The sequence below is a fragment of the Streptomyces sp. NPDC048270 genome (genome assembly GCF_040652335.1).
Classification (GTDB): Bacteria; Actinomycetota; Actinomycetes; order Streptomycetales; family Streptomycetaceae; genus Streptomyces.
In genome coordinates this window covers 40,175-66,568 of sequence record NZ_JBEZLV010000012.1, presented here as the reverse complement: position 1 = coordinate 66,568, position 26,394 = coordinate 40,175, and the positions used below count along the sequence as shown (strand labels likewise).

General features: G+C 73.2%; 30 protein-coding genes. 18 read left to right on the top strand and 12 right to left on the bottom strand.

Annotated features, from left to right (window positions below; translation table 11 throughout):
- Window positions 1-17: 17 nt before the first annotated feature.
- From AB0D66_RS13475 to AB0D66_RS13450, 6 genes are all read left to right on the top strand, one after another.
- Window positions 18-386 carry a holo-ACP synthase gene (locus AB0D66_RS13475; RefSeq protein ID WP_069921539.1) on the top strand — a complete coding sequence of 123 codons (369 nt, stop codon included), beginning with the start codon at window positions 18-20 and terminating at the stop codon, window positions 384-386.
- A 56-nt stretch (window positions 387-442) separates the two neighbouring features.
- Window positions 443-1,834 (top strand): NAD(P)H-hydrate dehydratase, encoded by a 1,392-nt coding sequence (locus AB0D66_RS13470; protein WP_362301389.1) that lies wholly within the window; start codon window positions 443-445, stop codon window positions 1,832-1,834.
- Window positions 1,835-2,047: 213 nt separating this feature from the next.
- Entirely contained in the window at window positions 2,048-3,184 is a 1,137-nt protein-coding gene (alr, locus tag AB0D66_RS13465; protein WP_362301386.1) for an alanine racemase, read from the top strand.
- A gap of 20 nt (window positions 3,185-3,204) precedes the next feature.
- A complete protein-coding gene (locus tag AB0D66_RS13460) occupies window positions 3,205-4,395 on the top strand; it encodes an alpha/beta hydrolase (protein ID WP_362301383.1) in 1,191 nt (396 codons plus the stop codon).
- A 49-nt stretch (window positions 4,396-4,444) separates the two neighbouring features.
- Window positions 4,445-4,912, top strand: a complete 468-nt coding sequence (tsaE, locus tag AB0D66_RS13455; protein WP_362301589.1) for a tRNA (adenosine(37)-N6)-threonylcarbamoyltransferase complex ATPase subunit type 1 TsaE — start codon at window positions 4,445-4,447, stop codon at window positions 4,910-4,912.
- Window positions 4,913-5,198: 286 nt separating this feature from the next.
- Window positions 5,199-5,384 carry a hypothetical protein gene (locus tag AB0D66_RS13450; protein ID WP_362301380.1) on the top strand — a complete coding sequence of 62 codons (186 nt, stop codon included), beginning with the start codon at window positions 5,199-5,201 and terminating at the stop codon, window positions 5,382-5,384.
- Between the two features lie 66 nt (window positions 5,385-5,450).
- Here the strand turns inward: AB0D66_RS13450 and AB0D66_RS13445 are convergent, their stop codons facing one another.
- On the bottom strand, window positions 5,451-6,011 hold the full coding sequence (locus AB0D66_RS13445; protein ID WP_362301377.1) for a hypothetical protein: 561 nt from the start codon (window positions 6,009-6,011) through the stop codon (window positions 5,451-5,453).
- Window positions 6,012-6,130: 119 nt separating this feature from the next.
- Here AB0D66_RS13445 and tsaB point away from each other — a divergent pair, with 119 nt between their 5' ends.
- The 5 genes from tsaB to AB0D66_RS13420 all read left to right on the top strand — a co-directional run bounded on the left by tsaB (window position 6,131) and on the right by AB0D66_RS13420 (window position 9,401).
- Complete coding sequence (tsaB, locus tag AB0D66_RS13440) at window positions 6,131-6,808, top strand: tRNA (adenosine(37)-N6)-threonylcarbamoyltransferase complex dimerization subunit type 1 TsaB (RefSeq protein WP_362301374.1); 678 nt, start codon at window positions 6,131-6,133, stop codon at window positions 6,806-6,808.
- Between the two features lie 29 nt (window positions 6,809-6,837).
- Entirely contained in the window at window positions 6,838-7,317 is a 480-nt protein-coding gene (gene rimI, locus AB0D66_RS13435; RefSeq protein ID WP_362301586.1) for a ribosomal protein S18-alanine N-acetyltransferase, read from the top strand.
- Window positions 7,310-8,452 (top strand): tRNA (adenosine(37)-N6)-threonylcarbamoyltransferase complex transferase subunit TsaD, encoded by a 1,143-nt coding sequence (tsaD, locus tag AB0D66_RS13430; protein ID WP_362301371.1) that lies wholly within the window; start codon window positions 7,310-7,312, stop codon window positions 8,450-8,452. Before rimI ends, tsaD begins: the two co-directional genes overlap by 8 nt.
- A complete protein-coding gene (locus AB0D66_RS13425; protein ID WP_362301368.1) occupies window positions 8,449-8,715 on the top strand; it encodes a hypothetical protein in 267 nt (88 codons plus the stop codon). The genes tsaD and AB0D66_RS13425 overlap by 4 nt, the downstream gene beginning before the upstream one ends.
- A gap of 65 nt (window positions 8,716-8,780) precedes the next feature.
- Entirely contained in the window at window positions 8,781-9,401 is a 621-nt protein-coding gene (locus tag AB0D66_RS13420) for a hypothetical protein (RefSeq protein WP_362301365.1), read from the top strand.
- A 116-nt stretch (window positions 9,402-9,517) separates the two neighbouring features.
- Here the strand turns inward: AB0D66_RS13420 and AB0D66_RS13415 are convergent, their stop codons facing one another.
- Window positions 9,518-10,714 carry a methyltransferase domain-containing protein gene (locus tag AB0D66_RS13415; protein WP_362301362.1) on the bottom strand — a complete coding sequence of 399 codons (1,197 nt, stop codon included), beginning with the start codon at window positions 10,712-10,714 and terminating at the stop codon, window positions 9,518-9,520.
- A 197-nt stretch (window positions 10,715-10,911) separates the two neighbouring features.
- Here AB0D66_RS13415 and AB0D66_RS13410 point away from each other — a divergent pair, with 197 nt between their 5' ends.
- Complete coding sequence (locus tag AB0D66_RS13410) at window positions 10,912-11,781, top strand: polysaccharide deacetylase family protein (protein WP_362301359.1); 870 nt, start codon at window positions 10,912-10,914, stop codon at window positions 11,779-11,781.
- Window positions 11,778-12,662 carry a polysaccharide deacetylase family protein gene (locus AB0D66_RS13405; protein WP_362301357.1) on the top strand — a complete coding sequence of 295 codons (885 nt, stop codon included), beginning with the start codon at window positions 11,778-11,780 and terminating at the stop codon, window positions 12,660-12,662. Before AB0D66_RS13410 ends, AB0D66_RS13405 begins: the two co-directional genes overlap by 4 nt.
- Window positions 12,663-12,665: 3 nt before the next feature.
- On the opposite strand, the gene AB0D66_RS13400 is transcribed toward AB0D66_RS13405, so the two are convergent.
- Window positions 12,666-13,226, bottom strand: coding sequence for a TetR/AcrR family transcriptional regulator (locus AB0D66_RS13400; protein WP_362301354.1), 561 nt, complete (start codon window positions 13,224-13,226; stop codon window positions 12,666-12,668).
- A gap of 95 nt (window positions 13,227-13,321) precedes the next feature.
- Between AB0D66_RS13400 and AB0D66_RS13395 the strand changes: the two genes are divergently transcribed.
- Both AB0D66_RS13395 and AB0D66_RS13390 read left to right on the top strand, forming a co-directional pair.
- Window positions 13,322-13,939 carry a DUF2867 domain-containing protein gene (locus AB0D66_RS13395; protein WP_362301351.1) on the top strand — a complete coding sequence of 206 codons (618 nt, stop codon included), beginning with the start codon at window positions 13,322-13,324 and terminating at the stop codon, window positions 13,937-13,939.
- Between the two features lie 120 nt (window positions 13,940-14,059).
- The gene (locus AB0D66_RS13390; RefSeq protein ID WP_362301348.1) at window positions 14,060-14,632 is read left to right on the top strand and encodes a UTRA domain-containing protein; all 573 of its coding nucleotides are present in this window, start codon (window positions 14,060-14,062) and stop codon (window positions 14,630-14,632) included.
- Between the two features lie 40 nt (window positions 14,633-14,672).
- Here the strand turns inward: AB0D66_RS13390 and AB0D66_RS13385 are convergent, their stop codons facing one another.
- The 6 genes from AB0D66_RS13385 to AB0D66_RS13360 form a co-directional block, all read right to left on the bottom strand.
- Window positions 14,673-16,091 carry an FtsW/RodA/SpoVE family cell cycle protein gene (locus tag AB0D66_RS13385; protein ID WP_362301345.1) on the bottom strand — a complete coding sequence of 473 codons (1,419 nt, stop codon included), beginning with the start codon at window positions 16,089-16,091 and terminating at the stop codon, window positions 14,673-14,675.
- Window positions 16,079-17,305, bottom strand: a complete 1,227-nt coding sequence (locus AB0D66_RS13380; RefSeq protein WP_362301343.1) for an LCP family protein — start codon at window positions 17,303-17,305, stop codon at window positions 16,079-16,081. Before AB0D66_RS13380 ends, AB0D66_RS13385 begins: the two co-directional genes overlap by 13 nt.
- A 107-nt stretch (window positions 17,306-17,412) precedes the next feature.
- Window positions 17,413-18,867 (bottom strand): HAMP domain-containing sensor histidine kinase, encoded by a 1,455-nt coding sequence (locus AB0D66_RS13375; RefSeq protein ID WP_362301340.1) that lies wholly within the window; start codon window positions 18,865-18,867, stop codon window positions 17,413-17,415.
- Window positions 18,860-19,540 (bottom strand): response regulator transcription factor, encoded by a 681-nt coding sequence (locus AB0D66_RS13370; RefSeq protein ID WP_362301337.1) that lies wholly within the window; start codon window positions 19,538-19,540, stop codon window positions 18,860-18,862. The genes AB0D66_RS13375 and AB0D66_RS13370 overlap by 8 nt, the downstream gene beginning before the upstream one ends.
- Before the next feature lie 99 nt (window positions 19,541-19,639).
- Complete coding sequence (locus tag AB0D66_RS13365; protein ID WP_362301334.1) at window positions 19,640-20,077, bottom strand: hypothetical protein; 438 nt, start codon at window positions 20,075-20,077, stop codon at window positions 19,640-19,642.
- A gap of 49 nt (window positions 20,078-20,126) precedes the next feature.
- Complete coding sequence (locus AB0D66_RS13360) at window positions 20,127-20,675, bottom strand: hypothetical protein (protein ID WP_362301331.1); 549 nt, start codon at window positions 20,673-20,675, stop codon at window positions 20,127-20,129.
- 256 nt (window positions 20,676-20,931) lie between these two features.
- On the opposite strand from AB0D66_RS13360, the gene groES reads away from it, so the two are divergent.
- Entirely contained in the window at window positions 20,932-21,240 is a 309-nt protein-coding gene (groES, locus tag AB0D66_RS13355) for a co-chaperone GroES (protein ID WP_030011064.1), read from the top strand.
- Between the two features lie 133 nt (window positions 21,241-21,373).
- On the top strand, window positions 21,374-23,002 hold the full coding sequence (gene groL, locus AB0D66_RS13350; protein WP_362301327.1) for a chaperonin GroEL: 1,629 nt from the start codon (window positions 21,374-21,376) through the stop codon (window positions 23,000-23,002).
- A gap of 111 nt (window positions 23,003-23,113) precedes the next feature.
- On the opposite strand, the gene AB0D66_RS13345 is transcribed toward groL, so the two are convergent.
- The 3 genes from AB0D66_RS13345 to AB0D66_RS13335 form a co-directional block, all read right to left on the bottom strand.
- Window positions 23,114-23,803: an ester cyclase gene (locus tag AB0D66_RS13345; RefSeq protein ID WP_362301324.1), complete on the bottom strand. Its 690-nt coding sequence runs from the start codon at window positions 23,801-23,803 to the stop codon at window positions 23,114-23,116.
- 72 nt (window positions 23,804-23,875) lie between these two features.
- Complete coding sequence (locus AB0D66_RS13340; RefSeq protein WP_362301321.1) at window positions 23,876-24,649, bottom strand: SDR family oxidoreductase; 774 nt, start codon at window positions 24,647-24,649, stop codon at window positions 23,876-23,878.
- A gap of 31 nt (window positions 24,650-24,680) precedes the next feature.
- Window positions 24,681-25,367: an MOSC domain-containing protein gene (locus AB0D66_RS13335; RefSeq protein WP_362301318.1), complete on the bottom strand. Its 687-nt coding sequence runs from the start codon at window positions 25,365-25,367 to the stop codon at window positions 24,681-24,683.
- Between the two features lie 89 nt (window positions 25,368-25,456).
- On the opposite strand from AB0D66_RS13335, the gene AB0D66_RS13330 reads away from it, so the two are divergent.
- Window positions 25,457-26,356: a LysR family transcriptional regulator gene (locus AB0D66_RS13330; protein WP_362301315.1), complete on the top strand. Its 900-nt coding sequence runs from the start codon at window positions 25,457-25,459 to the stop codon at window positions 26,354-26,356.
- The last annotated feature ends 38 nt before the right edge of the window (window positions 26,357-26,394 follow it).

Here is a 26,394-nt window from a genome sequence, read left to right as displayed (position 1 = left end):
GGGCGAGTGGGGCTGTTGTGATTATCGGCGTGGGGATCGACGTCGCGGAGATCGAGCGGTTCGGCGCGGCGCTGGAGCGGACGCCGAACATGGCCGGACGGCTCTTTCGCGACGCGGAGTTGACGCTGCCGAGCGGGGAGCGGCGCGGTATCGCCTCGCTCGCCGCCCGGTTCGCCGCCAAGGAGGCCCTGGCCAAGGCGCTCGGCGCGCCCGCCGGGCTGCTGTGGACGGACGCCGAGGTGTACGTGGAGGAGTCCGGGCAGCCCCGCCTGCGGGTGTCCGGCACGGTCGAGGCCCGGGCGCGGGAGCTGGGCGTGAAGTCCTGGCACATCTCGCTGAGCCACGACGCCGGGGTGGCCTCGGCCGTGGTGATCGCCGAGGGGTAGCGCCCCGCTGCGCGGGCTCGCCGCGCTCGGGGGGCCTCGTGGGGCAGGGTGGTGCCATGCGTACTGCTTACAGCGTGGAGACCGTACGGGCCGCCGAGCGGGAGCTGATGGCCAAGCTGCCCGAGGGCGCCCTGATGCAGCGGGCGGCGGCCGGGCTGGCCGCCGTCTGCGCGGGGCTGCTGGGACGGGTGTACGGGTCGCGGATCGTGCTGCTGGTCGGGCCGGGCGACAACGGGGGCGACGCCCTGTACGCCGGCGCGCGCCTCGCCCGGCGCGGAGCCGGGGTGACGGCGGTGGCGATGGACCCCGGGCGGGTGCACGCGGGCGGGCTCGCCGCGCTGCGGGCCGCCGGGGGCCGGGTCGGGGAAGCCGTCCCGCAGCGCTGCGACCTCGTGGTGGACGGCCTGCTGGGGATCGGCGGCCGCGGCGGGCTGCGGCCGGCCGCGGCGGCGCTGGCCGGGCGGATCCCGCCGGGGGTGCCGGTCGTCGCCGTGGACCTGCCGAGCGGGGTGGACGCGGACACCGGGGAGGTGGCGGGACCGGCCGTGACGGCCGATGTGACGGTGACCTTCGGGGCGTACAAGCCGGGGCTGCTCATCGACCCGGGGGCCTCGCGGGCGGGCGTGGTGCACCTGGTGGACATCGGCCTGGAGCTGCCGGAACGCGCGGACGCGCAGGCCCTGCAGCACGCGGACGTGGCGGGGCTGCTGCCGGTGCCGACGGCGGCGAGCGACAAGTACCGGCGGGGCGTGGTGGGCATCGCCGCCGGGTCCCCGCACTACCCGGGCGCGGCCGTACTGGCCGTGGCGGGGGCGCTGCGCGGCGGTGCGGGCGCGGTGCGGTACGTCGGGCCGGCGGCGGAGGCGGTGCTCGCGCGGTACCCCGAGACGCTGATCGGGCGGGGCCGGGTGCAGGCGTGGGTGGTCGGGCCGGGCCTGGGGGAGGGGCGCGGCGGCGAGGTCGCGGACCTGCTGGCGCAGGACGTGCCGGTGCTGGTCGACGCGGACGGGCTGCGGGGGCTGGAGCCGGAGGTGCTGCGGGCCCGGACGGCCCCGACCCTGCTGACCCCGCACGCGGGTGAGGCGGCGGCGCTGCTGGGCGCGCCGCGGGAGTCGGTGGAGGCGGGCCGGCTGGGGGCCGTGCGGGAGCTGGCGGAGCGGTACGGGTCGACGGTGCTGCTGAAGGGCTCGACCACGCTGGTCGCCTCCGGCGGGGGGCCGGTCCGGGTGAACCCGACGGGAACGCCGTGGCTGGCCACCGCGGGGAGCGGCGACGTGCTGTCCGGGCTGGCCGGGTCCCTGCTGGCGGCCGGGCTGTCCGGGCCGGACGCCGGGTCGGTGGCGGCGTACCTCCACGGCCTGGCGGCCAGGCTCGCGGGCGGGCCGCTGCTGGCCCACGACGTGGCCGCCGCCTTGCCGCGGGCCTGGCGCGAGGCCTCACACCCGTAGCCGAACCCGCTCCCGGGGGCCCGGCCCCGGGGCCCCGCGCCTCAAACGCCGGCGGGGCTGCAAGTCAATCGCCGGCGGGGCTGCAAGATCGGGGCTCCGCCCTGGACCCCGCGCCTCAAACGCCGGCGGGGCTGCAAGTCAATCGCCGGCGGGGCTGGGTTTGTGCATACGGCCGCAGAGGTCCGAGCGGACTGGTCTGAGAGACTGTGCGGGATGAACGAGACACCTGCGCGCGTGTACGCCGAGATCGATCTGGACGCCGTACGGGCGAACGTGCGCGCGTTGCGCGAGCGGGCGCCCCGTGCCGAGCTGATGGCCGTCGTCAAGGCGAACGCCTACGGGCACGGCGCCCTGGCCTGCGCCAAGGCCGCCCAGGAGGCCGGTGCCGGCTGGATCGGCACCGCCACCCCCGACGAGGCGCTCGCGCTGCGCGCCGCCGGGGTCGAAGGCCGGATCATGTGCTGGCTCTGGACCCCCGGCGGGCCCTGGCAGGCGGCCGTCGAGGCCGGCATCGACGTGTCGGTCAGCGGGATGTGGGCCCTGGACGAGGTCCGGCGGGCCGCCCGCGCCGCCGGCCGCACCGCCCGCGTCCAGCTCAAGGCCGACACCGGACTCGGCCGCAACGGCTGCCAGCCCGCCGACTGGGCGGAACTGGTCGGGGCCGCCGTCGCCGCGCAGGCCGAGGGGACCGTCAAGGTCACCGGCCTCTGGTCGCACTTCGCCTGCGCCGACGAGCCCGGCCACCCGTCCATCCAGCTCCAGCTCACCGCCTTCCGCGACATGCTGGCCTACGCGGAGAAGGAGGGCGTGGAGCCCGAGGTCCGGCACATCGCCAACTCGCCCGCCACGCTCACCCTGCCCGAGTCCCACTTCGACCTGGTGCGCTGCGGACTGGCCGTCTACGGGGTCTCGCCCGCGCCCGAGCTCGGCACCCCGGCCCAGCTCGGCCTGCGGCCCGCGATGACCCTCAAGGCGTCCCTCGCGCTGGTCAAGAACGTCCCGGCCGGGCACGGCGTGAGCTACGGCCACCACTACCTCACCGAGGCCGACACCACCCTCGCGCTGATCCCGGCCGGTTACGCCGACGGCATCCCGCGGCACGCCTCCGGGCGCGGCCCGGTGCTCGTCGGCGGCAAGGTCCGGCGCGTCGCCGGGCGCGTCGCCATGGACCAGTTCGTGGTCGACCTGGGCGGCGACCCCGCGGAGGCCGGCGACGTGGCCGTCATCTTCGGCGACGCGGAGCGCGGCGAGCCGACCGCCGAGGACTGGGCTCGAGCGGCGGACACGATCGCGTATGAGATCGTCACCCGTATCGGAGGGCGTGTGCCCCGGGTGTACCTGGGCGCCTGAGGCGGAGTGAGGGCGGCGGCGTGAGCGAGAACTGGCGCAAGGCCGGCTGGGCCGGCGCTGCCATCGGCGTGATAGCGGCGGGCGCGGCGGCCGGTGTCGCCGTCGAACGGATCACGGTGGGGCGCGGCATGCGCAGGAAGGCGCGGCTGGCCCTCGACGCCACCGGCGACTACGGCTCGCTGCGCGGGACGCAGGGGACCTGCCGGGCCGAGGACGCCACCGAGCTCTACTACGAGGTCGACGAGCTCCCCGAGGAGTCCAAGCGGCCGCGGTCCCGGCTGCGCCGCAAGCCCGCGCCGGGGGCGACCGTCGTCTTCTGCCACGGCTACTGCCTCGCCCAGGACTCCTGGCACTTCCAGCGCGCCGCGCTGCGCGGAGTGGTCCGCACCGTCTACTGGGACCAGCGCAGCCACGGCCGCAGCGCCCGCGGCCTGGCCCAGGCGGACGGCGAGCCGGTCACCATCGAGCAGCTCGGCCGCGACCTGAAGGCCGTCATCGACGCCGCCGCCCCCGAGGGCCCGCTGGTCCTCGTGGGTCACTCGATGGGCGGAATGACCATCATGGCGTTCGCGGAGCAGTTCCCCGAGCTGGTGCGCGACCGCGTGGCGGGCGTCGCCCTGGTCGGCACCTCGAGCGGCCGCCTCTCGGAGGTGACGTACGGGCTGCCGGCCGTCGGGCTGGGCGCCGTGCGCAGGATCCTGCCGGGCGTGCTCAAGGCGCTGGGCTCGCAGGTGGAACTGGTGGAGAAGGGGCGCAGGGCCACCGCCGACCTCTTCGCGGGCATGATCAAGATGTACTCGTTCGGCTCCCGGGACGTGGACCCGGGCGTCGCGCGCTTCGCCGAGCGGCTCATCGAGGCCACCCCGATCGACGTGGTCGCCGAGTTCTACCCGGCCTTCCAGACCCACGACAAGACCGCGGCCCTCCGGCACTTCGCGGACGTCCCCGTCACCGTCGTCGCCGGGGACAAGGACATGATCACCCCGGCCGGGCACAGCCTGGCCGTCAAGGAGGCGCTGCCGAGCGCGGAGCTGGTGGTCCTGGAGTCCACCGGGCACCTGATGATGCTGGAGCGCCCCGAGACGGTGACGCGGCTGCTGACCGAGCTGCTGGCGCGCACCGGGACGGTGCCCGCCCTCACAGCGACTAACGTTGGCGGGCATGGAAGAAGTACCGCTGGAAGCACAGCGCAGCCAGGCACCGGCAGCTGAGGCCGGCGCCGGATCCGAGGCGCGGATCACCATCGGCTCCCCGGACGCCATGCAGGAGCTGGGCCGCAGGCTCGCCGGCCTGCTGCGCCCGGGCGACCTCGTCCTGCTCACCGGCGAGCTCGGCGCGGGCAAGACCACGCTGACCCGCGGGCTCGGCGAGGGCCTGGGCGTGCGCGGGGCCGTGACCTCGCCGACCTTCGTGATCGCCCGCGTGCATCCCTCGCTGACCGGCGGGCCCGCGCTGGTGCACGTGGACGCGTACCGGCTGGGCGGCGGGCTGGACGAGATGGAGGACCTGGACCTCGACGTCTCTCTGCCCGAGTCCGTGGTCGTCGTGGAGTGGGGCGACGGCAAGGTCGAGGAGCTCTCCGACGACCGGCTGCACGTGGTGATCGGCCGGGCGGTGGGCCACGAGGAGGTCCTGGACGACGTACGGGAGGTGTCGGTGCGCGGGATCGGGGCGCGCTGGGCCGCCGGTGCCGGGCTGGACGCGCTGGCCGGAGCCCTCTCGGAGTAGCGCGGGGACCCGTACCGGAGCTCCGTCGGGACCCGTGCCGGAGCTCTGTCGGGACCCGTACCGGAGCTCCGTCGGGACCCGTCCCGGAGCCTGCCGGGCCCTCGCCGGGATCCGGACCGGAGCTGCGCCGGGACCCCGTCGGGGGTCGTTCCGGGGAAACCTGCGCCCGAACGTTCCGACAACTCGTCGGGAAGATATTGCGCCCGCGGTGGCGCGCGTGGTGACATGGTACCGAGAGTTTCTTAGGTATGCCTAAGTTCGGTGTCCCCGGGTCCAGGAGGCAGCCATGTCGGCACCAGCAGGAGCGCACCGCGAGCCCCGGCCGTCCGCGGTGTCCATGGGGGCGCTGCTGGCCGCGGGCGCGGCCGCCAGCGCCGTCTCGACGCCGCCCGCCCTCGTGCGGGTGACGGACGAGGAGGAGCCGCAGGACGTCGTACGCGAACGGGCCGCTCCGGCATCCGAAGCGGCCTAGGGGTACCCGCGAGCACCTGGGGTGCGCGGCGCCCGTCGCACGTACGGGTGGTCCGCCCCCGGAGGGTCAGGGAACGACGACGACCTTCGAGTTGATCGTCGCGAAGGCCCACATCGCGTCTCCGTCGGCCTTCGTCATGCGGATGCCGCCGGTCTTGCGGTTCGGGTCGGGCTCCGGTGTCGAGCCGTCCACGCGGGCGCTGAAGCCGATCACCACGCCGTCCGTCGTCGCGAACCGCACCACGTGCTCGACCGGCACCCCGTCCGAGCCGGTGACCGAGCCCGACCGCGAACCCACCAGGTAGCTGCCCGCCTTCGGGTGCACCGTGCTCGGCATCACCGCGAACGACCGGGGCTCCTGACCTGCCTCGCCCACCAGCCACACGCGCTTGTGGCCCACGGAGTACACGACCCGCACCCCGGAGCCCGAGCCCTCCGGGACCGGCAGCGGCTTCGCCGGGTCCTGCTTGCCCGCGGCCTGGCTGGGGGCGGGGGCCGGCTCCTGCGGACCGGCCGCCTGCGCGGGCCGCTCGGGAGCCGTCGCGGACGCCTGGTAGCCGAGGAACCCGATCGCGGCGAGTGCCGCGGCGGTGAGCCCGGCCACGATTCCCGAGCTGCTGCGTGCCACCTTGCTCCACCTCTCCGCGCTGCCTGATGCCTCGGCCGATGCCTGATCGAAAGGTAGCAGCAGGCCCGCTCCGCAACCGGCCGCAAGGGCCGGGGGTTCCGGAGTCGTAGGCTGTTCGCGTGCTCTTGCTCGCTGTAGATACCGCCACGCCCGCCGTCACCGTCGCCCTGCACGACGGCGAGTCCGTCCTCGCCGAGTCGAACCAGGTCGACGCCCGCCGCCACGGGGAGCTGCTGCTGCCCTCCGTGGACAAGGTGCTCGCCGAGGCCGGCCTGAAGCTCGACGCCGTCACCGGCATCGTCGTCGGGGTCGGCCCCGGCCCCTACACCGGGCTGCGCGTCGGCCTCGTCACCGCCTCCACCTTCGCCTCCGTGCTGGGCGTGCCCGTGTACGGCCTGTGCACCCTCGACGGGCTCGCCTACGCCGCCGGGGCCGCCGGGATCGAGGGCCCCTTCACCGTCGCCACCGACGCGCGGCGCAAGGAGGTCTACTGGGCGCGCTACGAGGACCCGCGCACCCGGTCCGGCGAGCCTGCCGTGGACCGCCCGGCCGACATCGCCGAGCAGGTCGCCGGACTCCCCGCGGTGGGCCAGGGCGCGCTGCTCTACCCCGAGGTCTTCCCCGACGCCCGCGGGCCCGAGCACCAGTCGGCCGCCGCGCTGGTGTCGCTGGCCGCCGAGCGCCTGGCGGCCGGAGCGGCGTTCGAGAACGCCGAGGGCGTGCCGCCTGCCCCGCTCTACCTGCGCCGGCCCGACGCGCAGGTGCCCAAGAACTACAAGGTGGTCACCCCGAAGTGACGGCCGCCCCCGACGTCGTGCTCCGCGAGATGCGCTGGTGGGACATCGAACCGGTGCTGGAGCTGGAGCACGAGCTGTTCCCCGACGACGCCTGGTCCGCCGCGATGTTCTGGTCCGAACTGGCCCACGCCCGCGGTCCGCAGGCCACCCGCAGATACGTGGTCGCGGAGGACGGCGCGGGCCGAGTGGTGGGCTACGCCGGGCTGGCCGCCGCCGGCGACCTGGCCGACGTACAGACCATCGCGGCCGCCCGCGACCAGTGGGGGACCGGGCTCGGCGCCCGGCTCCTGACCGACCTGCTGCGCGCCGCGACCGCGTTCGAATGCGCCGAGGTGCTGCTGGAGGTGCGCGTGGACAACGCCCGCGCCCAGAAGCTCTACGAGCGCTTCGGCTTCGAGCCCATCGGCTTCCGGCGGGGCTACTACCAGCCCGGCAACGTCGACGCGCTCGTCATGCGACTGACCGACCCCGCACAAGCACGAACTGAGAGCAGTGAGAGCAATGGCTGACGAACCTCTCGTCCTCGGCATCGAGACCTCCTGCGACGAGACCGGTGTCGGCATCGTCCGCGGCACCACCCTGCTCGCGGACGCGATCGCGTCGAGCGTCGACGAGCACGCCCGCTTCGGCGGCGTGGTGCCCGAGGTGGCCTCGCGGGCCCACCTGGAGGCGATGGTCCCCACCATCGAACGCGCCCTGAAGGAGGCCGGGGTCAGCGCCCGCGACCTCGACGGCATCGCGGTCACGGCCGGGCCGGGCCTCGCGGGGGCGCTGCTGGTGGGCACCTCGGCGGCCAAGGCGTACGCCTACGCGCTGGGCAAGCCGCTCTACGGCGTGAACCACCTGGCCTCGCACATCTGCGTGGACCAGCTGGAACACGGTCCGCTGCCGGAGCCGACCATGGCGCTGCTGGTGTCGGGCGGGCACTCCTCGCTGCTGCTGGCCCCCGACATCACCTCCGACGTGCGGCCGCTCGGCGCGACCATCGACGACGCGGCCGGCGAGGCCTTCGACAAGATCGCCCGCGTGCTCCAGCTGGGCTTCCCCGGCGGTCCGGTCATCGACCGGCTCGCGCGCGAGGGCGACCCGAAGGCGATCAACTTCCCGCGCGGGCTGACCGGGCCGCGCGACGCCCCGTACGACTTCTCCTTCTCCGGCCTGAAGACGGCCGTCGCCCGCTGGATCGAGGCGAAGCGGCACGCCGGCGAGGAGGTGCCGGTGCGCGACGTCGCGGCGTCCTTCCAGGAAGCCGTGGTGGACGTGCTGACGCGCAAGGCGATCCGGGCCTGCAAGGACGAGGGCGTCGACCACCTGATGATCGGCGGCGGGGTGGCGGCCAACTCGCGGCTGCGCTCGCTGGCGCAGGAGCGGTGCGACGACGCGGGGATCGTCCTGCGGGTGCCGCGGCCCAAGCTGTGCACCGACAACGGTGCCATGGTGGCGGCGCTGGGCGCGGAGATGGTCAAGCGGAACCGGGCCCCCTCGGACTGGGACCTGTCCGCGGACTCCTCGCTGCCGGTGACGGACCCGCACGTGCCGGGTGCCCAGGGACAGGGACACGGGCACGGGCATGCGCACGGACACGGCCACGGGCATGACCACGACCACGTGCACGAGCTGAGCAAGGACAACCTCTACTCATGAGCACCGTCGCGCTGATGTGGGAGGCCCGGGCCGCCGACGGCCGGGGCAACGAGCTGCTGGAATGGGCCCGCGCCCAGGTCCTCGCCCGGGAGCCGGTGCGCCGCGAGGTGTTCCGGGCCCCGCAGGACCGGGTGCTGGTGATCACCTGGTGGGAGGCGGCCGAGGGGATTTCGGCGGACCTGCCCGAACTGCCCGAGCCCGCCGCCGACTTGATCACGCGCGCCGTGCACCGCTGGCGTTTCGAGTCGGTCGAGACCGGCTAGGGACTGCCTGCCGGACCGGGCTCGGCGGCCGGTCCGGGCCGCCCGGCGCGGCTATGGTCATGCGCATGCCTCGCCGTGACCTGCCGCCCCCGCCGCCGCCCGCGCACCTGCGCGACTGGCTGGACGAGGCCGCCGTACGGGAGGACCGCGCACGGTTCCTGCGCGATCTGCGCCGCCGCAGCCTGGGCGTGGGCCGGCTGCTGCGCCTGTGGGCCGTCGCGGCCGTCTTCGTCCTCGGCTGGTGCTTCGTCGCCATGGCCTGGATGGCCTTCGAGCAGCACGACCCCTTCGGCTACGTCCACGGCCTCGTCCTCGCCGTCCTCGGCGCGGGCGTGCTGGTCCCGGCCGCGTTCTGGTGCGCCCGGGGAGCCCGGCGCGACCGGCAGGTGCGCCAACTGCTGCACGCCTGGGTGGAGTCGGACCGGGACCCGGTCGCCGACGCCCGGGTCCGGGCCCCCGGGCTGAGCCTGACCTGGCTGGTCGCCTCGTTCGCCCTGGGCGCGTTCGGGCTGTGGGTGGCCTTCGCCGCCGCGTCCTCGGCCGACCCGGCGCGCACGACGTACGGCGAGATCGCGTACCTCATGGGCATCGGCCAGATCCTGTGGGTCACCGGCCTGCTGGGCCTCGCAAAGGCCGCCGCCCACCACCGCTGGGCGGTACGGGCCTTCCGCGCCCGAGCGACGTAGCCCCGGACCCGGGCGCGGGCGGGCCACCCGGCTCTGCCGATCCGCGGCGCCGACTGCTCGTCGGCGGCCGGGGTGACTCACGCCGTCAGGGCCCTTGCCGGGCCCGCCGCCGCGCCTCACCGCTCGGGCGTCGCCGCAGGCGGCACGGCCGGCGCCCCGATCAGCATGGACGGGGCGCCCGCGACGCGGGTCAGGAAGACCGTCGCCGAGTTCGGGCCCTGCGGCTTGACCTTCCTGCGGAGCTCCTCGGGCTCGATGGCCGAGCCGCGCTTCTTCACGGTCAGGACGCCCACTCCGCGCTCGCGCAGCAGCGCCTTCAGCTTCTTCAGCCCGAACGGCAGCACGTCGGTGATCTCGTACGCCGTCGCGTACGGCGTCGCGCGCAGCTCGTCGGCGGTGATGTACGCGATGGTCGGGTCGATCAGCCTGCCGTCCAGCTGCTCGGCGACCTCGGCCACGAGGTGCGCGCGGATCACGGCGCCGTCGGGCTCGTAGAGCCAGCGGCCGACCGGGCCCGCCTCCGGGTCGGGCAGCGGATCGGCGGTCTGCAGGGCGCGCGGCCCGGGCAGCAGGGTGGCGCGCACGGTCCCCGGCGAGGTCCCGAACCAGAGCACGGCCTCCTTGACGTCCCCCTGATCGGAGATCCACTCGGCCTCGGCCTCGGCCGGGACCGCTTCGTGCGGGATCCCGGGGGCGATCTTGATGGCGGCGTACTTCGCGGCACGGGCCGCCTCCACGGCCCAGGACAGCGGCGGCGAGTACGACTCCGGGTCGAAGATGCGGCCGCGCCCGCCGCGCCGGGCCGGGTCGATGAAGACGGCGTCGTAGCCGGCGGTGTCCACCTCCGTCACGTCCGCCTCCCGGACCTCGATCAGGTCCGCCAGCCCCAGCGCCTCGGCGTTGGCCCGGGCGACGGCGACGGTCAGCGGGTCGTGGTCGACGGCGAGCACCCGGATGCCGAGCCGCGCCAGGGCGAGGGCGTCCCCGCCGATGCCGCAGCACAGGTCCGCGAGGCTGCGCACGCCGAGGGCGGCGAGCCGCTCGGCGCGGTAGGAGGCCACGGACGCGCGGGTCGCCATCTCGCCGCCGCCGGGCGTGAAGTACATCCGGAACGCGTCCTCGGCGCCGAACTTCGCCACCGCGCGCTGCCGCAGCCGGGCCTGCCCGAGCGCGGCGGAGACCAGCGCGGCGGGGTGCTCGCGGCGCAGCCGGGTGGCCAGGGCCAGCTCCTGCGCGGGGTCGTGGTCGCGGAGCGAGTCGAGGAGGGCGCGCCCCTCGGGGGTGAGGAGGGCGGCGAAGTCTTCGGGGGTCACGGCTCCATTGTCGGCGACGCGCGGGGGCGTGCGGGGGTGTGGGCCAGTCGGTGGAAGGTGGGACTCCGCTCGCGGTGTCTTCCGGGGAGCCCGCGTGTCGGGTGCCAGGATGCGCAGCTATGCAGCTAGTCCGACAAAAGGAAGATAAGACGCAACAGGGTCACCGGTACGCGGCGGGTCCGCGCGGCCGGTTCGGGGTGGCCGTGGCCGCCCTGCTGGTAGCCGCCCTCGGCACGGCGTGCGGCTCCGGGGGGTCCGGGCCGGACAAGGCCGAGAAGGCGAAGGCGGCCAAGGGTGCGGAGGCGGGCGCGGCGGGCGCGCTCAGCGCCGCCGAGAAGGCCAAGGCGGCCCAGCAGGCGCGCATCGCGGCGGTCAAGAAGTGGCGGCTGGCCAAGACGCCGCTCACCGCCCCGGCGGCGCCGAAGGAGAAGCCCGAGCTCACCACGCGCGACGGCTTCGAGGTGGAGGACCAGGAGGAGTACCCGCCGGTCTTCACCACCATCGACACGGAGGACAAGGTCGTCTTCCTGACGGTCGACGACGGCGCGGAGAAGGACCCCGAGTTCCTGAGGATGATGCAGGAGCTGAAGATCCCGTACACGGCCTTCCTCAGCGACTACATCGTCAAGGACAACTACCCCTACTTCAAGGAGATGCAGGCCGCCGGCGTCACCCTGAACAACCACACGCTCAACCACCGGTACATGCCCGGCCTCTCGTACGAGCAGCAGCGCGAGGAGATCTGCGGGCAGCAGAACACGATCCAGAAGCAGTTCGGCAAGCGGCCCACCCTCTTCCGCCCGCCGTACGGCAACTACAACCAGGACACCCTGCGCGCGGCGAAGAACTGCGGGATCAAGGCGGTGCCGCTGTGGAACGCGGAGGCCTTCCCGAACCGGATGGAGTACCGCGAGTGGGACCGCGACCTGCACCCCGGTGACATCATCCTGACCCACTTCCGGGGCAAGGACGACTGGAAGGGCACAATGCCTGACATGATCCGTCAGGTCATGAAGACCGTCACGGACAAGGGATACGCCGTGGCTCGCCTGGAGGACTATCTGTGAAGCACGCGCGCCGGTTGGTAGCCGGATCGCTGGCGGCCGGCGCGCTGGCGCTGTCCCTGACGGGGTGCGGGGACGGCTCGGCCCCCACCGGGCGGCTGGGGCCCAAGGCGAAGGCGACGCAGGAGGCTTCGGGCGCTCCCGCGTCGCCGTCCGCGTCGGCCTCCGCCCCCTCGGCGGGCGGGGCTTCGGACGAGGCGTTCCGCAAGTGGGGCCTGACGGGCCCCGTCGCGTACGCGCCGAAGCCCGCCCAGAAGCCGCAAATCCCCGCGGCGGGCCCGGGGAAGGTCCCGGTGATAGACCGAATACCCGTCGCGGCGGACGACAAGGTCGTCTTCCTGACCTTCGACGACGGCGCGGAGAAGGACCCCGAGTTCCTGAAGATGGCGGCCGACCTGAAGCTGCCGATCAGCATGTTCCTGACCGACAGCGTGGCCTCGTCGGACTACGGGCACTTCGAGGAGCTCCGCGACAACGGCTCCGCGAGCACGGTGAACAACCACACCCTGACGCACCCGAACCTGCGCACGCTGCCCTTCGCGGCGCAGAAGCACGAGATATGCGGCCAGCAGGACCGGCTGGAGAAGCGCTTCGGCCAGCGCCCGCCGCTCTTCCGCCCGCCCTTCGGCAACTACAACGACGACACCCTCCGGGCCGCCTCGGAGTGCGGGGTCTCGTCCCTGGTGCTGTGGCGGGTCTCGATGCAGATCAACAACTTCCAGTACGCCGAGGGCTCCGCCCTCGAACCCGGCGACATCATCCTGGCCCACTTCCGCGGCCCCGCGGAGCTCAAGGGCGCGACGGAGACCCAGATGACCACGCGCATGCTCCAGCGCATCCAGGAGCAGGGCTACCGGATAGGGCGCCTGGAGGACTACCTGTAGGCGCTACCGCAGCAGCCAACGCCTGGTCAGCTCCATCATCTCCGCCCGGCTGCGGCCGCCGTGCTCCGCGGCGACGAAGAACTCGCCGATCCGCACGGAGAGCGTGAGCATGCAGCGGACCTCCACCTCGTCCGGGTCCGCGCAGATGGCGCCGAACAACGAGCGCAGGTAGTCCATGCGTCGGTTGTCGACGCGCCGCAGGCGCTGTGCGACGTCCTCGTCGCGGCGGGCCCAGTCGCGGATCGCGAGCTCGGCGGCGACACCCGTCGCCGGACCGGCGGCGCCGGACGAGGCGATCGTGAACAGCCGCTCCAGCTTGGCCCTGGCGTCGCCCCCGCCGCTCTCGACCTGCTCGATCACCGCCTCGGCGGCATCGCGCTCCCAGGTGTCGAGCATCTCGGCGAGCAGCGCGCCGCGGTTGCGGAAGTGCCCGTAGAAGCCGCCCTTGGTGACGCCGAGGGCCTGCGCCAGCGGCTCGATCCGGACGGCCTCCGGGCCGCCCGAGGCGAGTGCGCGCAAGCCCTCCTCGATCCATGCGCCGCGCGGCGTGCGGGTCGTGCCCATGCTGCCTCCGCTCTCCTTCTGCCCCCGTCTATACGGCACCGTATAAACAGGAGTAGCCTGCTTCTATACGGCATCGTATAGACAGGGGTTCGACCATGAGACTCCCCAGCACCGCGCACACGGCCCGTCCCTGGCGCATCCACGAGATCGCCGGGGACTTCCGGCTCGAGGACGTGTGGGCCCTGCCGACACCGGGCGGCCCCGACGACCTCCCGCGGCTCGTGAACCAGTTCGCGCACGGCAAGGGGGATCCCGTCCCCTCGGCCGTGGGGCGCGCGCTCTTCGCGCTCCGCTGGAAGCTGGGGGCCCTGCTCCGCCTGGACGAGCCGGGGTCCGGCGTCGGCGGCCGGGTGCCGACCCTGCGGGACCGCCTGCCGGCGGACCTCCGCGAGGGCCCCCGCGGGCCGGACCTCGACGCGGTCCCGTTCACCTCCGTGTTCCAGACGCACGACGAGTGGGCGGCGGAGACGGCCAACAGGACGGTGCACGGCGTACTGCACATCGGCTGGGTCCCGGACGGCTCCGGCGGCTACCGCGGCCAGATGGCCGTCCTGGTCAAGCCGAACGGCCTGCTGGGCGCCGCCTACATGGCAGCCATCAAGCCGTTCCGCTACCTGGGCGTCTACCCGGCCCTGATCCGAGGCATAGGCCGAGAATGGCAATCCCCCACCCCACCGACCCGGCCCGCACCCCCGCCGAACACCCACCCCTGACCCCCAGCCGGAACCGCCCTCCGCGGCCCCGGCGCCGGGCGGGCCGCGGAGTCCGAGACGCTCGGTCGCCAGGGGACGACTCCCCTACGCTGTCCACAGACGTGAGGGAGTGATCGCTTCATGACGGACGAAGGTCTCGCGCAGACGCGCCACGGCGCCGGCGTCGGGCCCCTGCGGCGGCGTGGCATCCAGCGGTTGGCGCAGGAGCGGTGGGGGTCGGGCCGGTCCGTCTGGTCCGCCGATGTCGAGGACCGCGAGCTCGTGGTCGACCAGATCGACGTGCGTGAGGAGACGGCGAGCGAGGGCGTCGCCGATGCCCTCGGAGTGCCGCCCGGCGCGCCGGTCTGGGTGCGCGGCCGCCGCTTCGTGCTCGACGGCAAGCCGGTGCTGTTCGCGACCTCGCACCTGCCGTCCGACATCGTCGCCGCGTCCGCGATCACCCGGATCGACTCGGGTCCCGGCGGGACGTACGCACGCCTGGCCGAACTGGGCCACGAGCCGGTCCACTTCCGGGAGGAGATCCGCTCCCGGATGCCGTCGGCCGCGGAGGCCGAGCGCCTCTCGCTCGCGCTCGGCACCCCCGTGATCCAGATCGTGCGCACCGCATTCGCCCAAGGCGGCCGGGCCGTCGAAGTGAACGAGATGACTCTCGACTCCGCTTCCTACGTCCTGGAGTACGACTTCGACGCCTGACCTGCCGTGGGGGAGCCCGCCGCGCCCCCTGCGTCGCCGGTCAGCCCGCTCCCGCCCGGGTGAGGTCCGCCGTCACCACCGGCGTGATCGTCGTCTCCGCCGGGCCGCGGGCGTCCGCCTCGCGTTGGCGTTCCGCGCTGTCGCTGATGCGCAGGAGCAGGGCGATCATGATCCAGTTGGCCAGGAGGGAGGAGCCGCCCTTGGCCAGGAACGGCAGGGCCTTGCCCGTCAGGGGGATCAGTCCCGTGACGCCGCCCGCGACCACGAAGACCTGGAGGGCCAGCGCCGAGGCGAGGCCCACCGCCAGCAGCTTGCCGAAGGGGTCGCGGGCGCCGAGCGCCATCCGCAGCCCCCGCTGCACGAGCAGCGCGTACAGGATCAGGACCGCCATCACCCCGGCCAGCCCGAGCTCCTCGCCGACCGTGGTGAGGATGAAGTCGCTGCGCCCCGCGAACTTGATCAGCTCCGGGTGCCCCGTGCCGAGGCCGGTCCCGGTCATGCCGCCGATGCCGAAGCTGAACAGCGCCTGCGCCGACTGGTCCGAGGTGACCCCGGCCGGCCGGTTCTCCCAGTAGTACGACAGCGGGTTGAGCCACGCCGCCACGCGCGCCTTGACGTGCGGTTCCGTCGAGCCCACCGCGAAGGCGCCCACCGCCGCCATGAACAGGCCGCACACGATCCAGCTGGTGCGCTCGGTGGCCACGTACAGCATCACCACGAAGACGCCGAAGAAGATCAGCGAGGTGCCGAGGTCGCGCTCGAAGACCAGCACCAGCATGGAGACGATCCACACCGTGATGATCGGTCCCAGCTGCCGCATCGGGGGCAGCCGCATGCCGAGGAACTTGCGGCCCGTCAGGGCCAGCGAGTCCCGGTGGATGACCAGATAGCCCGCGAAGAAGATCGCGATCATGATCTTCACGAACTCGCCCGGCTGCAGCGAGAAGCCGAAGAGGATGATCCACCGCTTCGCGCCGTACGTGTCCGCGCCGAAGAACGCCGGCGCGATCAGCAGCACCAGCGCGACGGCCATCGTGATGTAGATGAACCGCTGGAGCAGCCGGTGGTCGCGCAGCAGCGCCACCACCAGGATGCAGGCGGCGACACCGACCACCGTCCACATCAGCTGGCCCGGAGCGTTCGCGTCCGAGCCGTACCGCTCGATGTACCCCTGGTCGAGCCGGTGGATCAGCACCAGCCCCAGCCCGGTCAGCAGCATGGCCAGCGGGAAGATCAGCGGGTCCGCGTACGCCGCGAACCGGCGGATGCCCAGGTGCCCGACCAGCGACAGCAGCGTCATGCTGATCGTGAAGCCGGTGAGGTTGGGCGGCAGCTCGCCGTTCATGGCGAGGCCGGCGTTGGCGTGGCCGAACACGGCGATCGCGACGACGAAGACCAGCAGCAGCGCCTCGGTGCGCCGGCGCGAGCCCGCCGATGTCAGGGGCTTCAGTCCACGCACGGGATGCCGCCGCCGTCCGTGGCACCGGACGTGGGTGTGGGGGCGGGTGACGCGGGGGGCGTGGAGGATCCGGACGATCCGGACGACGGTCCCGGCGGAGCTGAGGAGGAAGCGGCGCCCGGGGTGCTCGGGCTCGGAGGGGCCTTCGGCCCGATCTGCTCGGCAATGAGGCGCTTTATCTTCATATCATCTACGACGTTGATGTCCTCCCCATGGTTCCTTCCGAAGCCCTCGATGGGAAGCGTCGTGAAGTGGACCTTCCCGCCGGACAGGTTCTTCGCCTGCTTCACGAACGACAGCAGATCCCACCCCTCGTCCGTCACCACGTCCTGCTTCGCGGTGTCGATCAGCTTCATCAGCTTCACCGGGTCGGTGAAGGTCCCGGCCGAGTTCAGCTTCTTCGTCGCGCCCGCGAGGAAGGCCTGCTGCCGCTTCGTCCGGTCCAGGTCGCCCCTGGCCAGGCCGTGCCGCTGGCGTACGAAGGCGAGCGCCTGCTGCCCGTTCAGGGTCTGCGGGCCCGCCGGGAAGTCGGCGCCGGAGTACCTGTCCTTCACCGGCTTGTTCAGACACACCGGCACCCCGCCCAGCGCCTCGGCGAGGTGGTAGAAACCGGCCAGGTTCAGCTCGGCGAAGTGGTCGATCGGGACCCCCAGGAAGTTGCGCACCGTCTCGATCTCCGCCTTGCGCCCCGCCTCCCGGCCCTCGCGCTCCAGCTGCCGGCGGTCGCCCACCCCTTGCGCGACGAGCTGCTCCCGCCTCTTCTCCTTCGCGAGCCCGTAGGCCTTCTTGATCTTGTCCTTGCCGTGGCCCGGTATGTCGACGAAGTCGTCGCGCGGGATCGAGAAGGCCTTCGCCTGGCCGCCGTCGCCGGGTACGTGGAGCAGGATCAGGGTGTTCGCGTTGTAGCCGCCGATGTCCGAACCGCCGGCGTGCAGCTTGTCCAGCACGTCGTCCGGCAGGTCCTCGCCGTTCTGGTCCTTGCGGCTGTCCAGGCCCATGAGCAGGACGTTCACATCGCCGGACGTCGACTTCTGCGCGCCCTTCAGGGCCTTGGAGCTGCCGATGCCGGAGGCCAGGTCCCGGTACAGGTACCAGGCGCCGCCGCCCGCCATGACCGCCAGCGCACAGCCGGTGATCAGCAGCGTGCGGCCGAGCCGCCGCCGGCGGGAGAGCCGGTGGCCTGGGGCGGTCGTCTTCCTCCGGTGCGCGCTCATGCCTCTCGATGGTGGGGGAGGGAGGCTGAAGGAATCCTGAGGGCCGGCGGGGGAACCGGCGTACAGAAGGCCCGGCGGCCGGCGGCCGGCGGCCGGCGGTCGGCGGCCTACCGGCACGGGATGCGCAGCACCAGCCGCGCGCCCCCGCCGGGCGCCGGCAGCGCGCGTACGTCGCCCCCGTGCGCCCGCGCGATCTCCCGGGCGATGGCCAGGCCGAGCCCCGTCCCGCCGCTGGCCCGGCCCCGGTCCGCGTCCAGGCGTACGAACCGCTCGAACACCCGGTCCCGGTCCGCCTCCGGGATCCCCGGGCCGTCGTCCGCGACCTCCAGCACCGCCCAGGCACCGCCTCCCGCCGTGCCCGCCGCCGCCCGCACCACCACCTCGGCGCGGGCGTACCGCAGGGCGTTGTCCACGAGATTGGCCAGCGCCCGCTCCAGCCGCGCCGGATCCCCGGCGGCCGGTACGGGCACCCGCGCCTCCAGCCGCAGCGCCACCCGGGGACCGCCCCGGCGCGCCACGTCCTCTGCGGCCAGCAGCGCCAGGTCGACCGGCTCGCTCCGCGGCCCCGGCCCGCCGTCGAGACGGGCCAGCAGCAGCAGGTCCGCCGCGATCCGCTGGAGCCGCTCGGTATCGGCCAGCGCGGCCGCCACCGACTCCCGGTCGGGGCGGTCCATGGCCAGGGCCACCTCCAGCCGGGTGCGGACGGCGGCCAGCGGATTGCGCAGCTCGTGCGAGGCGTCCGCGGTGAACTGCCGCTGCCGGGCGTCGGCGCGCTCCAGCCGGTCCAGGGTGCCGTTGACGGTGCGGGCCAGCTGCGCGATCTCGTCCGCCCCGCCCGGATCCGGAACCCGCCGGTCGAGCTCGCTCGCGGTGACCGAGGCCAGCTCGTTGCGGATGGCGGTCACCGGGCGCAGCGCGAGCCCCGTCACCCACCACGCCAGGGCCGCGGCGAAGGCGATCAACGGGGGCGCGCCCGCCAGCAGTCCGACCGCGACGGCCCTGGTCGCGTCGTCCACGTCGCCGAGCACGGTCACGGCGTAGACGGTGTGCGGGTCGTGCGCGCCCGGCGGGCCCGCCGCCTCGACCGCGACCGCCACCCGCCGCTCCCCGCCGGGGCGCGCGGGAGGCAGTACGGCCGACCGGGAGTCCTCACCCGAACCGGAACCCGAACCCGCACCGGAACCGGAACCGGAACCGGAACCCGAACCGGAACCCGAACCGCCCCCGGGGCTCAGCCGGCCCAGGTCCGGGAGGCCCGGGAGGCCCGGGAGGCCCGGAAGGTCCGCGGGGTCCCCGCTGGTCGCGACCGTGCGCCCCCGGGCGTCCCGTACGAGGACCAGGTCCACCCCGCGCTCGGGCGCGGGCAGCCGGCCGCCGGGCGGCAGGGTCCGGCTGTCGACCTGGGCGACGACCTTGCGCGCGGCCAGCTCGGTGCGCCCGGTGGTGTTGTCGAGCAGGTTGGCCCGCAGCAGGGCGTACAGCCACAGCCCGCCGGTGCCCAGGACGGCGGCCATCGCGAGGGCCGCGGCGATCGCCGTACGGGCCCGGACGGTACTAGCCACCGTCCGGGGCCATCCGGTAGCCGGTCCCGTGGACGGTGAGGATCGAGCGGCGGCCGAAGGGCGCGTCGATCTTCCTGCGCAGCGAGGAGACGTACACCTCGACGATGTTCGGGTCGATGCCGTACGGGGTGTCCCAGACCTCGTCGAGGATGTCCTGCTTGGCGACGGCCTGCCCGGGCCGCTCCATCAGGCAGGCCAGGACGCCGAGTTCGCGGGCGGTGAGCTCGATGTCGTGGGAGCCGCGCCGGCAGCGGCGGCCCTGCGGGTCGAGGAGCAGGTCGCCGGCCTGCAGGACGCTGCGGTCGGGCGCGCCCGCGCGGCGGGCCAGCGCCCGGATCCGGGCGGCGAGGACCACGAAGGAGAACGGCTTGGTGAGGTAGTCGTCGGCCCCGGAGTCCAGGCCCTCGGCCTCGTCGTACTCGCCGTCCCGGGCGGTGAGCATCAGCACCGGGGTGGTGTCGCCGTGGGCGCGCATGCGGGTGCAGATCTCGTAGCCGCTCATGCCCGGGAGCATCAGGTCCAGGAGGACCACCTCGTACGGGCCGCCGGCGAGGGCGAGGTCCAGGCCGCGGTGGCCGTCGTGCGCGACCTCGACCAGGTGCCCGTCGGCGGACAGGCCGCGCCGCAGGGATTCGGCGAGGCCCTCTTCGTCTTCGACCACGAGGATGCGCACCCGTCAAGCCTCACATACCGGGCCGACGCGGCGGAATCACCCCGGTTCGCTCCCCCTGCGCTCTCGGTACGCCCCGGTCGCTCCCGGTTGGCCCCCGCCTCAACCGCCCGGGCACTCGCCGCTGTCGCCGCCGCTGCGGCACACGTGGCCCGAGCGCGTGGACGCGGGGTCCGGGAGGGTCTCCGGCTGGGGCGCCGCCCGGAGCGAGGTGATCGCCATCATCAGCAGCGTCCCGGCGATCAGGGCGCAGACCGCACCGTGCAGGACCGCCGAGAACCACACGTGCCGCCGGGCGAAACCGAAGGCGGCCGCCGCGCTCACGCAGCACATCGCGCCGAGGAACACGTACACCTCGACGGTGAGCGGAATCCCCAGCCAGTGGGAGCCCTCGGGCACGAAGGGTGTGATCAGGCCGAACTCCCCGAGGCCGGCCCACAGGACGCCGCCGACCAGGACCACGGCCGCCACCGTGCCGGTGAGGAGGGCCAGCGCGATGTCCGCCGTCCAGTGGACGGGCCGCCGCGACGGTGTCGTCATGCCGCACGGTACCGCGCCGGGACGGGGCCGGGCGCCCCGGTACGGGTATTCACCGCGTGCTCCGCGCCTGCCCGGCCGAGGCCCCTGCCCCGGTCACCCTCTCCGGGTCGGGCACCCCCTCGGGGCCGGGCACCCGCTCCGGGCCGGCCGCCCCCGACGCCCGCTCCCGTCTGCGCGCCACCGCGTCCCGGGAGGCCGCGCCGACGGCCCACACCGGAAAGGCGAGCGAGAGCACCCCCACCGCCCCGGGCCCCAGCCAGACGAGGACGCCGGGCTGCACGGCCGTGCCGGAGGACGGGCCGAGGGCGAAGGCGGCCCGCGGTCCGTCCGGCAGGGTGTCGAAGCTGGTGTCGACCTCGACCCGGGGGATCGTGAACGATCCGTCCCCGGCCGTGAACGACCCCTCGCACATCCAGTGTTCGTCCCCGTCCGAGTCCAGTTCCTCGGTGCACCGCGTGGCGTGGAAGGCGCCCTCGACCCCGGCCGCCTGGGCCGCCAGCCGCGGTACGGCGCCCGAGAGCATGTAGATGCCGGCCGCGAGGCCGACGGCCATCGGGACGAGGTGCCGCGGGCGCACGCCGGAGTTTGTCCTGGTCATGACCGGAGAGTAATGAGATCGAACGCCCGTGCGCCGGGGTTTTGGCGCTTCGAGGGCTCGCGACGCGCAACGCCCACGGTCGAGAATTGGCACTCCGCTTGACCGAGTGCTAATCGCCGGAATAGTGTCGCACCTGGCACTCGCCACCGGTGAGTGCCAACACAGCGACAGGCAGGTCCGGCACCCGCGACGACGGATCGACCTGGTCGCCACCTCAGACAGTTAACCCCGGATCTCCGAAGGGGGAGGTCGGATCGTGACGACCGCCAGCTCCAAGGTTGCCATCAAGCCGCTCGAGGACCGCATTGTGGTCCAGCCGCTCGACGCCGAGCAGACCACGGCCTCCGGCCTGGTCATCCCGGACACCGCGAAGGAGAAGCCCCAGGAGGGCGTTGTCCTCGCCGTGGGCCCGGGTCGCTTCGAGGACGGCCAGCGTCTCCCGCTGGACGTCACCGTCGGCGACATCGTGCTGTACAGCAAGTACGGCGGCACCGAAGTGAAGTACAGCGGCGAGGAGTACCTCGTCCTCTCGGCTCGCGACGTGCTCGCGATCGTCGAGAAGTAATTCGCTTCTAGTTTTGATTTGAGCTGCGCCCCTGGTCACCCTGCTGATGCCGGGCGGCGAGGGGCGTAGTTCGTTCCAGGCGGTGGCGGTCGCGGTGAGCGGCCGATCGCAACGAGAGGACTGAACCGCTCCCATGCCGAAGATTCTGAAGTTCGACGAGGACGCCCGTCGCGCCCTCGAGCGCGGCGTCAACAAGCTTGCCGACACGGTCAAGGTGACGATCGGCCCCAAGGGCCGCAACGTCGTCATCGACAAGAAGTTCGGCGCCCCCACCATCACCAACGACGGCGTCACCATCGCGCGCGAGGTCGAGCTGGACGACCCGTACGAGAACCTGGGCGCGCAGCTCGTGAAGGAGGTGGCGACCAAGACCAACGACATCGCGGGTGACGGCACCACCACCGCCACCGTGCTGGCCCAGGCGCTGGTCCGCGAGGGTCTGCGCAACGTCGCCGCGGGCGCGTCCCCGGCCGCCCTGAAGAAGGGCATCGACGCCGCGGTCAAGGCCGTGTCCGAGGACCTCCTCGCGACCGCCCGCCCGATCGAGGACAAGTCCGACATCGCCGCCGTGGCCGCGCTCTCCGCGCAGGACCAGCAGGTCGGCGAGCTCATCGCCGAGGCGATGGACAAGGTCGGCAAGGACGGTGTCATCACCGTCGAGGAGTCCAACGCCTTCGGCCTGGAGCTCGAGTTCACCGAGGGCATGGCCTTCGACAAGGGCTACCTCTCGCCGTACATGGTCTCCGACCAGGAGCGTATGGAGGCCGTCCTCGACGACCCGTACATCCTGATCAACCAGGGCAAGATCTCCTCCATCCAGGACCTCCTGCCGCTGCTCGAGAAGGTCATCCAGGCCGGCGCCTCGAAGCCGCTGCTGATCATCGCCGAGGACGTCGAGGGCGAGGCGCTCTCCACCCTCGTCGTCAACAAGATCCGCGGCACCTTCAACGCGGTCGCCGTCAAGGCCCCGGGCTTCGGTGACCGCCGCAAGGCGATGCTGCAGGACATGGCCACCCTCACCGGTGCCACCGTCATCGCCGAGGAGGTCGGCCTCAAGCTCGACCAGGCCGGTCTGGACGTACTGGGTTCCGCCCGCCGCGTCACCATCTCCAAGGACGACACGACCATCGTCGACGGTGGCGGCAGCCACGAGGAAGTCGTCGGTCGTGTCAACCAGATCAAGGCCGAGATCGAGTCCACGGACTCCGACTGGGACCGCGAGAAGCTGCAGGAGCGCCTGGCGAAGCTCGCCGGCGGCGTCTGCGTCATCAAGGTCGGCGCCGCCACCGAGGTGGAGCTCAAGGAGAAGAAGCACCGCCTCGAGGACGCCATCTCGGCGACCCGCGCCGCGGTCGAGGAGGGCATCGTCTCCGGCGGTGGCTCCGCGCTCGTCCACGCCGTCAAGGTCCTCGAGGGCAACCTCGGCCTGACCGGCGACGAGGCCACCGGTGTCGCGGTCGTGCGCCGCGCCGCCGTCGAGCCGCTGCGCTGGATCGCCGAGAACGCCGGCCTCGAGGGCTACGTCATCACCTCGAAGGTCGCCGAGCTCGAGAAGGGCCAGGGCTTCAACGCCGCCACCGGCGAGTACGGCGACCTGGTCAAGGCCGGCGTCATCGACCCGGTGAAGGTCACCCGCTCCGCGCTGGAGAACGCCGCTTCCATCGCCTCCCTGCTGCTCACGACCGAGACCCTGGTCGTCGAGAAGCCGGCCGAGGAAGAGGCCGACGCCGGTCACGGCCACGGTCACGGCCACAGCCACTGATCGCGCACCGCGCTTGGAAGGCCCCGTTCCGCACCTGCGGAACGGGGCCTTCCCGTGTCTGGGGGGCCGCTCGGCCCCGTAGGCGGGCCGCGCGGCCCGTGCGTGCGGGTCCTACATGGCGCCCAGTTGGCGCATCAGGCCCATGGCGTCCAGGTGCCACCAGCCCTCCGCGATCATCCCGTCCTCGCAGCGGAACGTCGTGGAGCCGGTCATGGTGCACTTCTTGCCGGTCGGCGCGATGCCCTGGAACTCGCCCTTGTGGGTTCCGGTCCAGCTCCACACCGTGGTGACGTAGTCGCCCTCGGCCAGCTGCACGTCCGTGGTGAATTCGAAGTCGAAGGCCTTGCGCCAGGCCGTGACGTCCTCGCGCATGACGTCCCGCCCGGTGGTGGTCCCGTCCTTCATGGTGTCGTGGTCGATGTACCGGGGCGCGAGCATCTCGTCGACGAGGTCGAGGTTTCCCTGCATGATGCACTCGTCGAACAGCCGGTTCACCACGTGCTTGTTGATGTGCTCGTCGCGGACCACGTCCAGGTTGGTGAAGGTCGGCATCCCCTCGCACAGGGCCATCATCTCCTGGAACATCGTGTCCGTCTCCGGGAGGTGAGAGTTCTTCATGGCCTCTTCGTACGAGGGGAATTCGACCACGTCCACGTAGTGGTTCTCGTTCTCGCGGTCCTTGCCCACGATGCTGTGGGTCACCGTGCGCTTGCCCTGGCTCTGCGAGACGTACCGGTCGAGCAGCTGGTTGAGGTCGTCCTGCCGACTGGTCTTGTAATCGATTATCTGTACGAATGTCATGGCGTCTCCCGGGCTGGTTGGGACACGTCCATTTTAGGTAGATTTCACCCATTCGGCGGGTTTACCGGCGAGTTACTGGGGCCCGTACTTGCGGCCCGTACGGGAGGACACCCCGCCCAGCAGCCCGCGCGGCGTCAGCTTCACCACGCCCATCAGCGCCTTGTACCGCGGATCGGGAACCGACACCGTCTTGCCCCGGGCCAGGTCCGCCAGGGCCGCGGCCACCAGCTTGTCGGCGTCGAGCCACATCCAGCCGGGGATGTTGTCGGTGCCCATGCCGGCGCGCTGGTGGAACTCCGTCCGTACGAAGCCGGGGCACAGGGCCATCAGCCGCACGCCCGACCCCGACAGGTCCCGCGCCGCGCCCTGGGTGAACTGCACGACCCAGGCCTTGCTCGCCCCGTAGGTGCCGCGCGGTACGAACGCCGCCACCGAGGCCACGTTGATCACGCCGCCGCGGCCGCGCTCGCGCATCGAGGAGGTGGCCGCCGAGGTCAGCCGCAGCACCGCCTCGATGTGCACCTTGAGCATCGTCAGCTCGTCGGCCATGGAGACCTCGAGGTAGCGGCCCTTGTTGCCGAAGCCCGCGTTGTTGACCAGCAGGTCCACCGGGTGGGTGCGGTCGCCGAGGCGGCGCTCGACCGCGGCGATGCCCTCCTCGGTGGAGAGGTCGGCGGCCAGCACCTCGGCCTCGATGCCGTGCCGGTCGTGCAGTTCGGTGGCCTGCTCGCCCAGCCGCTTGGTGTCACGCGCCACCAGCACCAGGTTGTGGCCCTGGGCGGCGAGCCGCCGGGCGAAGGCGGCGCCGATGCCCGCCGTGGATCCCGTAATCAACGCAGTCGTCATAGGCGCAACCTAGCCGCCCCCGGTGACGGCGTTACCTCGACCCGTCCCCGGCCCCGTACTTCGCCACGTACTGGCGAACCTGCTCATGGGCCTCGGGCTCCATCGCCGTGCCCGCCGCCAGCGTGCGCGGCAGCAGGGCGCGCTCAGTGGTGAAGGCGCGGAACCACAGCTGCACCGTCACGTCGTGGTCCGGGCGGTGGACGACCTCGATGGCGTCGCCCGGGGAGACCGAGCCCTCCTCGATCACCCGCAGGTACGCGCCCGGCCGTGCCTGCGCGGTGAACCGCTTGACCCAGGCGCGCTCGCCGAGGACCCCCTGGAAGGTCCGGCACGGGATGCGGGCCGAGGCCACTTCGAGGACCAGGTCCGCGCCCACCCGCCAGCGGTCGCCGAGCCGCGCGGTGTTGAGGTCGATGCCCGAGGTGGTGAAGTTCTCGCCGAACGTCCCGGCGGGCAGTTCGCGGCCGAGCTCCGCCTCCCACAGGTCGAGGTCCTCGCGCGCGTACGCGTAGACGGCCTGGTGGTCGCCGCCGTGGTAGCGGCGGTTGCAGACGGCGTCGCCCTCGAGGCCGCTGCCCAGGCCGGTGGCCTTGGGGCCGGGGGCGACGACGCGGACCGGCCCGGGGACCGGGAGCTTGCCGTGGCCGGTCAGCCCGCTCTCGGCTTCGGTGTAGTCGACGGCCGTGGCGCGGCCGAGGTTCACGGAGATCAGATGCATGGGGCCCATGAAAGCAAAACCAGCCGAGTGGCCCCAAAGCGGCGACGGGATATTCGCGCGCCAGTCAAAGCTGGGCTTATGCTCGAGGAGTGATCGAGGCACGTCATCTCCGAGTTCTGCGCGCTGTCGCCGGGACCGGGTCCTTCTCCGCCGCCGCCCGCGAGCTCGGCTGCACCCAGCCGGCCGTGTCCCAGCAGATGAAGGCGCTGGAGCAGTCGGCCGGCACCCCCCTGCTCATCCGGACCGGCCGCGAGATGCGGCTGACCCAGGCCGGCGAGGCCCTGGTCCGGCATGCCGCGGGGATCCTGGCCGGGCTGACCGCCGCCGAGGAGGAGGTCGCGGCCATCGCCGGGCTGCGCGCGGGCCGGGTACGGCTGGTGTCCTTCCCCAGCGGCAGCTCCACCCTGGTGCCGACGGCCCTCGCGGCGATGCGCGCCGAGCACCCGGGGACCCGCATCTCCCTGGTCGAGGCCGAGCCGCCGCGCTCGGTGGAGATGCTGCGCGAGGGGGACTGCGACCTGGCGCTGGCCTTCCGCTACGGCGGGGCGGCCGGATCCGCGGCGGAGTGGGAGGACCTGGTGGTGCGCCCGCTGCTGACGGACCGGCTCGTCGGGCTGGTCCCCGAGGGCCACCGGCTGGCCGGGGCGGAGCGGGTGGGCATGGCGGAGCTGGCCGACGAGCCGTGGATCGCGGGCTGTCCGCGCTGCCGCCGCCATCTGGTGGAGGTGTGCGAGGGCGCGGGCTTCACCCCGAGGATCGACTTCGCGACCGACGACTACCCGGCGGTCGTCGGCCTGGTGGGGGCGGGGCTGGGCGTCGCGGTGCTGCCGGAGCTCGCGGTGGAGTCCGTACGGGCCAAGGGCGTCAGCACGGTCGCGGTGGAGCCGGCCGTGGAGCGGGAGGTCGTGGCGCTGACCCTGCCGGACCTCGCCCGGGTGCCGGCCGTGGCCGCGACACTCGCCCAGCTGGAGCGGGCCGCCACGCGCTGACCGTACGCCTGTGGCGGTACGTACGGCCGAACGCGTGA

Excerpts from the sequence above, each read along its gene's own strand:
- AB0D66_RS13470 (WP_362301389.1), top strand. The coding sequence starts at position 443 with ATGCGTACTGCTTACAGCGTGGAGACCGTACGGGCCGCCGAGCGGGAG.
- alr (WP_362301386.1), top strand. The coding sequence starts at position 2,048 with ATGAACGAGACACCTGCGCGCGTGTACGCCGAGATCGATCTGGACGCC.
- tsaE (WP_362301589.1), top strand. The coding sequence starts at position 4,445 with ATGCAGGAGCTGGGCCGCAGGCTCGCCGGCCTGCTGCGCCCGGGCGAC.
- AB0D66_RS13450 (WP_362301380.1), top strand. The coding sequence starts at position 5,199 with ATGTCGGCACCAGCAGGAGCGCACCGCGAGCCCCGGCCGTCCGCGGTG.
- rimI (WP_362301586.1), top strand. The coding sequence starts at position 6,838 with ATGCGCTGGTGGGACATCGAACCGGTGCTGGAGCTGGAGCACGAGCTG.
- tsaD (WP_362301371.1), top strand. The coding sequence starts at position 7,310 with ATGGCTGACGAACCTCTCGTCCTCGGCATCGAGACCTCCTGCGACGAG.
- AB0D66_RS13425 (WP_362301368.1), top strand. The coding sequence starts at position 8,449 with ATGAGCACCGTCGCGCTGATGTGGGAGGCCCGGGCCGCCGACGGCCGG.
- AB0D66_RS13420 (WP_362301365.1), top strand. The coding sequence starts at position 8,781 with ATGCCTCGCCGTGACCTGCCGCCCCCGCCGCCGCCCGCGCACCTGCGC.
- AB0D66_RS13400 (WP_362301354.1), bottom strand. The coding sequence starts at position 13,226 with ATGGGCACGACCCGCACGCCGCGCGGCGCATGGATCGAGGAGGGCTTG.
- AB0D66_RS13395 (WP_362301351.1), top strand. The coding sequence starts at position 13,322 with ATGAGACTCCCCAGCACCGCGCACACGGCCCGTCCCTGGCGCATCCAC.
- AB0D66_RS13390 (WP_362301348.1), top strand. The coding sequence starts at position 14,060 with ATGACGGACGAAGGTCTCGCGCAGACGCGCCACGGCGCCGGCGTCGGG.
- AB0D66_RS13380 (WP_362301343.1), bottom strand. The coding sequence starts at position 17,305 with ATGAGCGCGCACCGGAGGAAGACGACCGCCCCAGGCCACCGGCTCTCC.
- AB0D66_RS13365 (WP_362301334.1), bottom strand. The coding sequence starts at position 20,077 with ATGACGACACCGTCGCGGCGGCCCGTCCACTGGACGGCGGACATCGCG.
- AB0D66_RS13360 (WP_362301331.1), bottom strand. The coding sequence starts at position 20,675 with ATGACCAGGACAAACTCCGGCGTGCGCCCGCGGCACCTCGTCCCGATG.
- groL (WP_362301327.1), top strand. The coding sequence starts at position 21,374 with ATGCCGAAGATTCTGAAGTTCGACGAGGACGCCCGTCGCGCCCTCGAG.
- AB0D66_RS13345 (WP_362301324.1), bottom strand. The coding sequence starts at position 23,803 with ATGACATTCGTACAGATAATCGATTACAAGACCAGTCGGCAGGACGAC.
- AB0D66_RS13340 (WP_362301321.1), bottom strand. The coding sequence starts at position 24,649 with ATGACGACTGCGTTGATTACGGGATCCACGGCGGGCATCGGCGCCGCC.
- AB0D66_RS13335 (WP_362301318.1), bottom strand. The coding sequence starts at position 25,367 with ATGCATCTGATCTCCGTGAACCTCGGCCGCGCCACGGCCGTCGACTAC.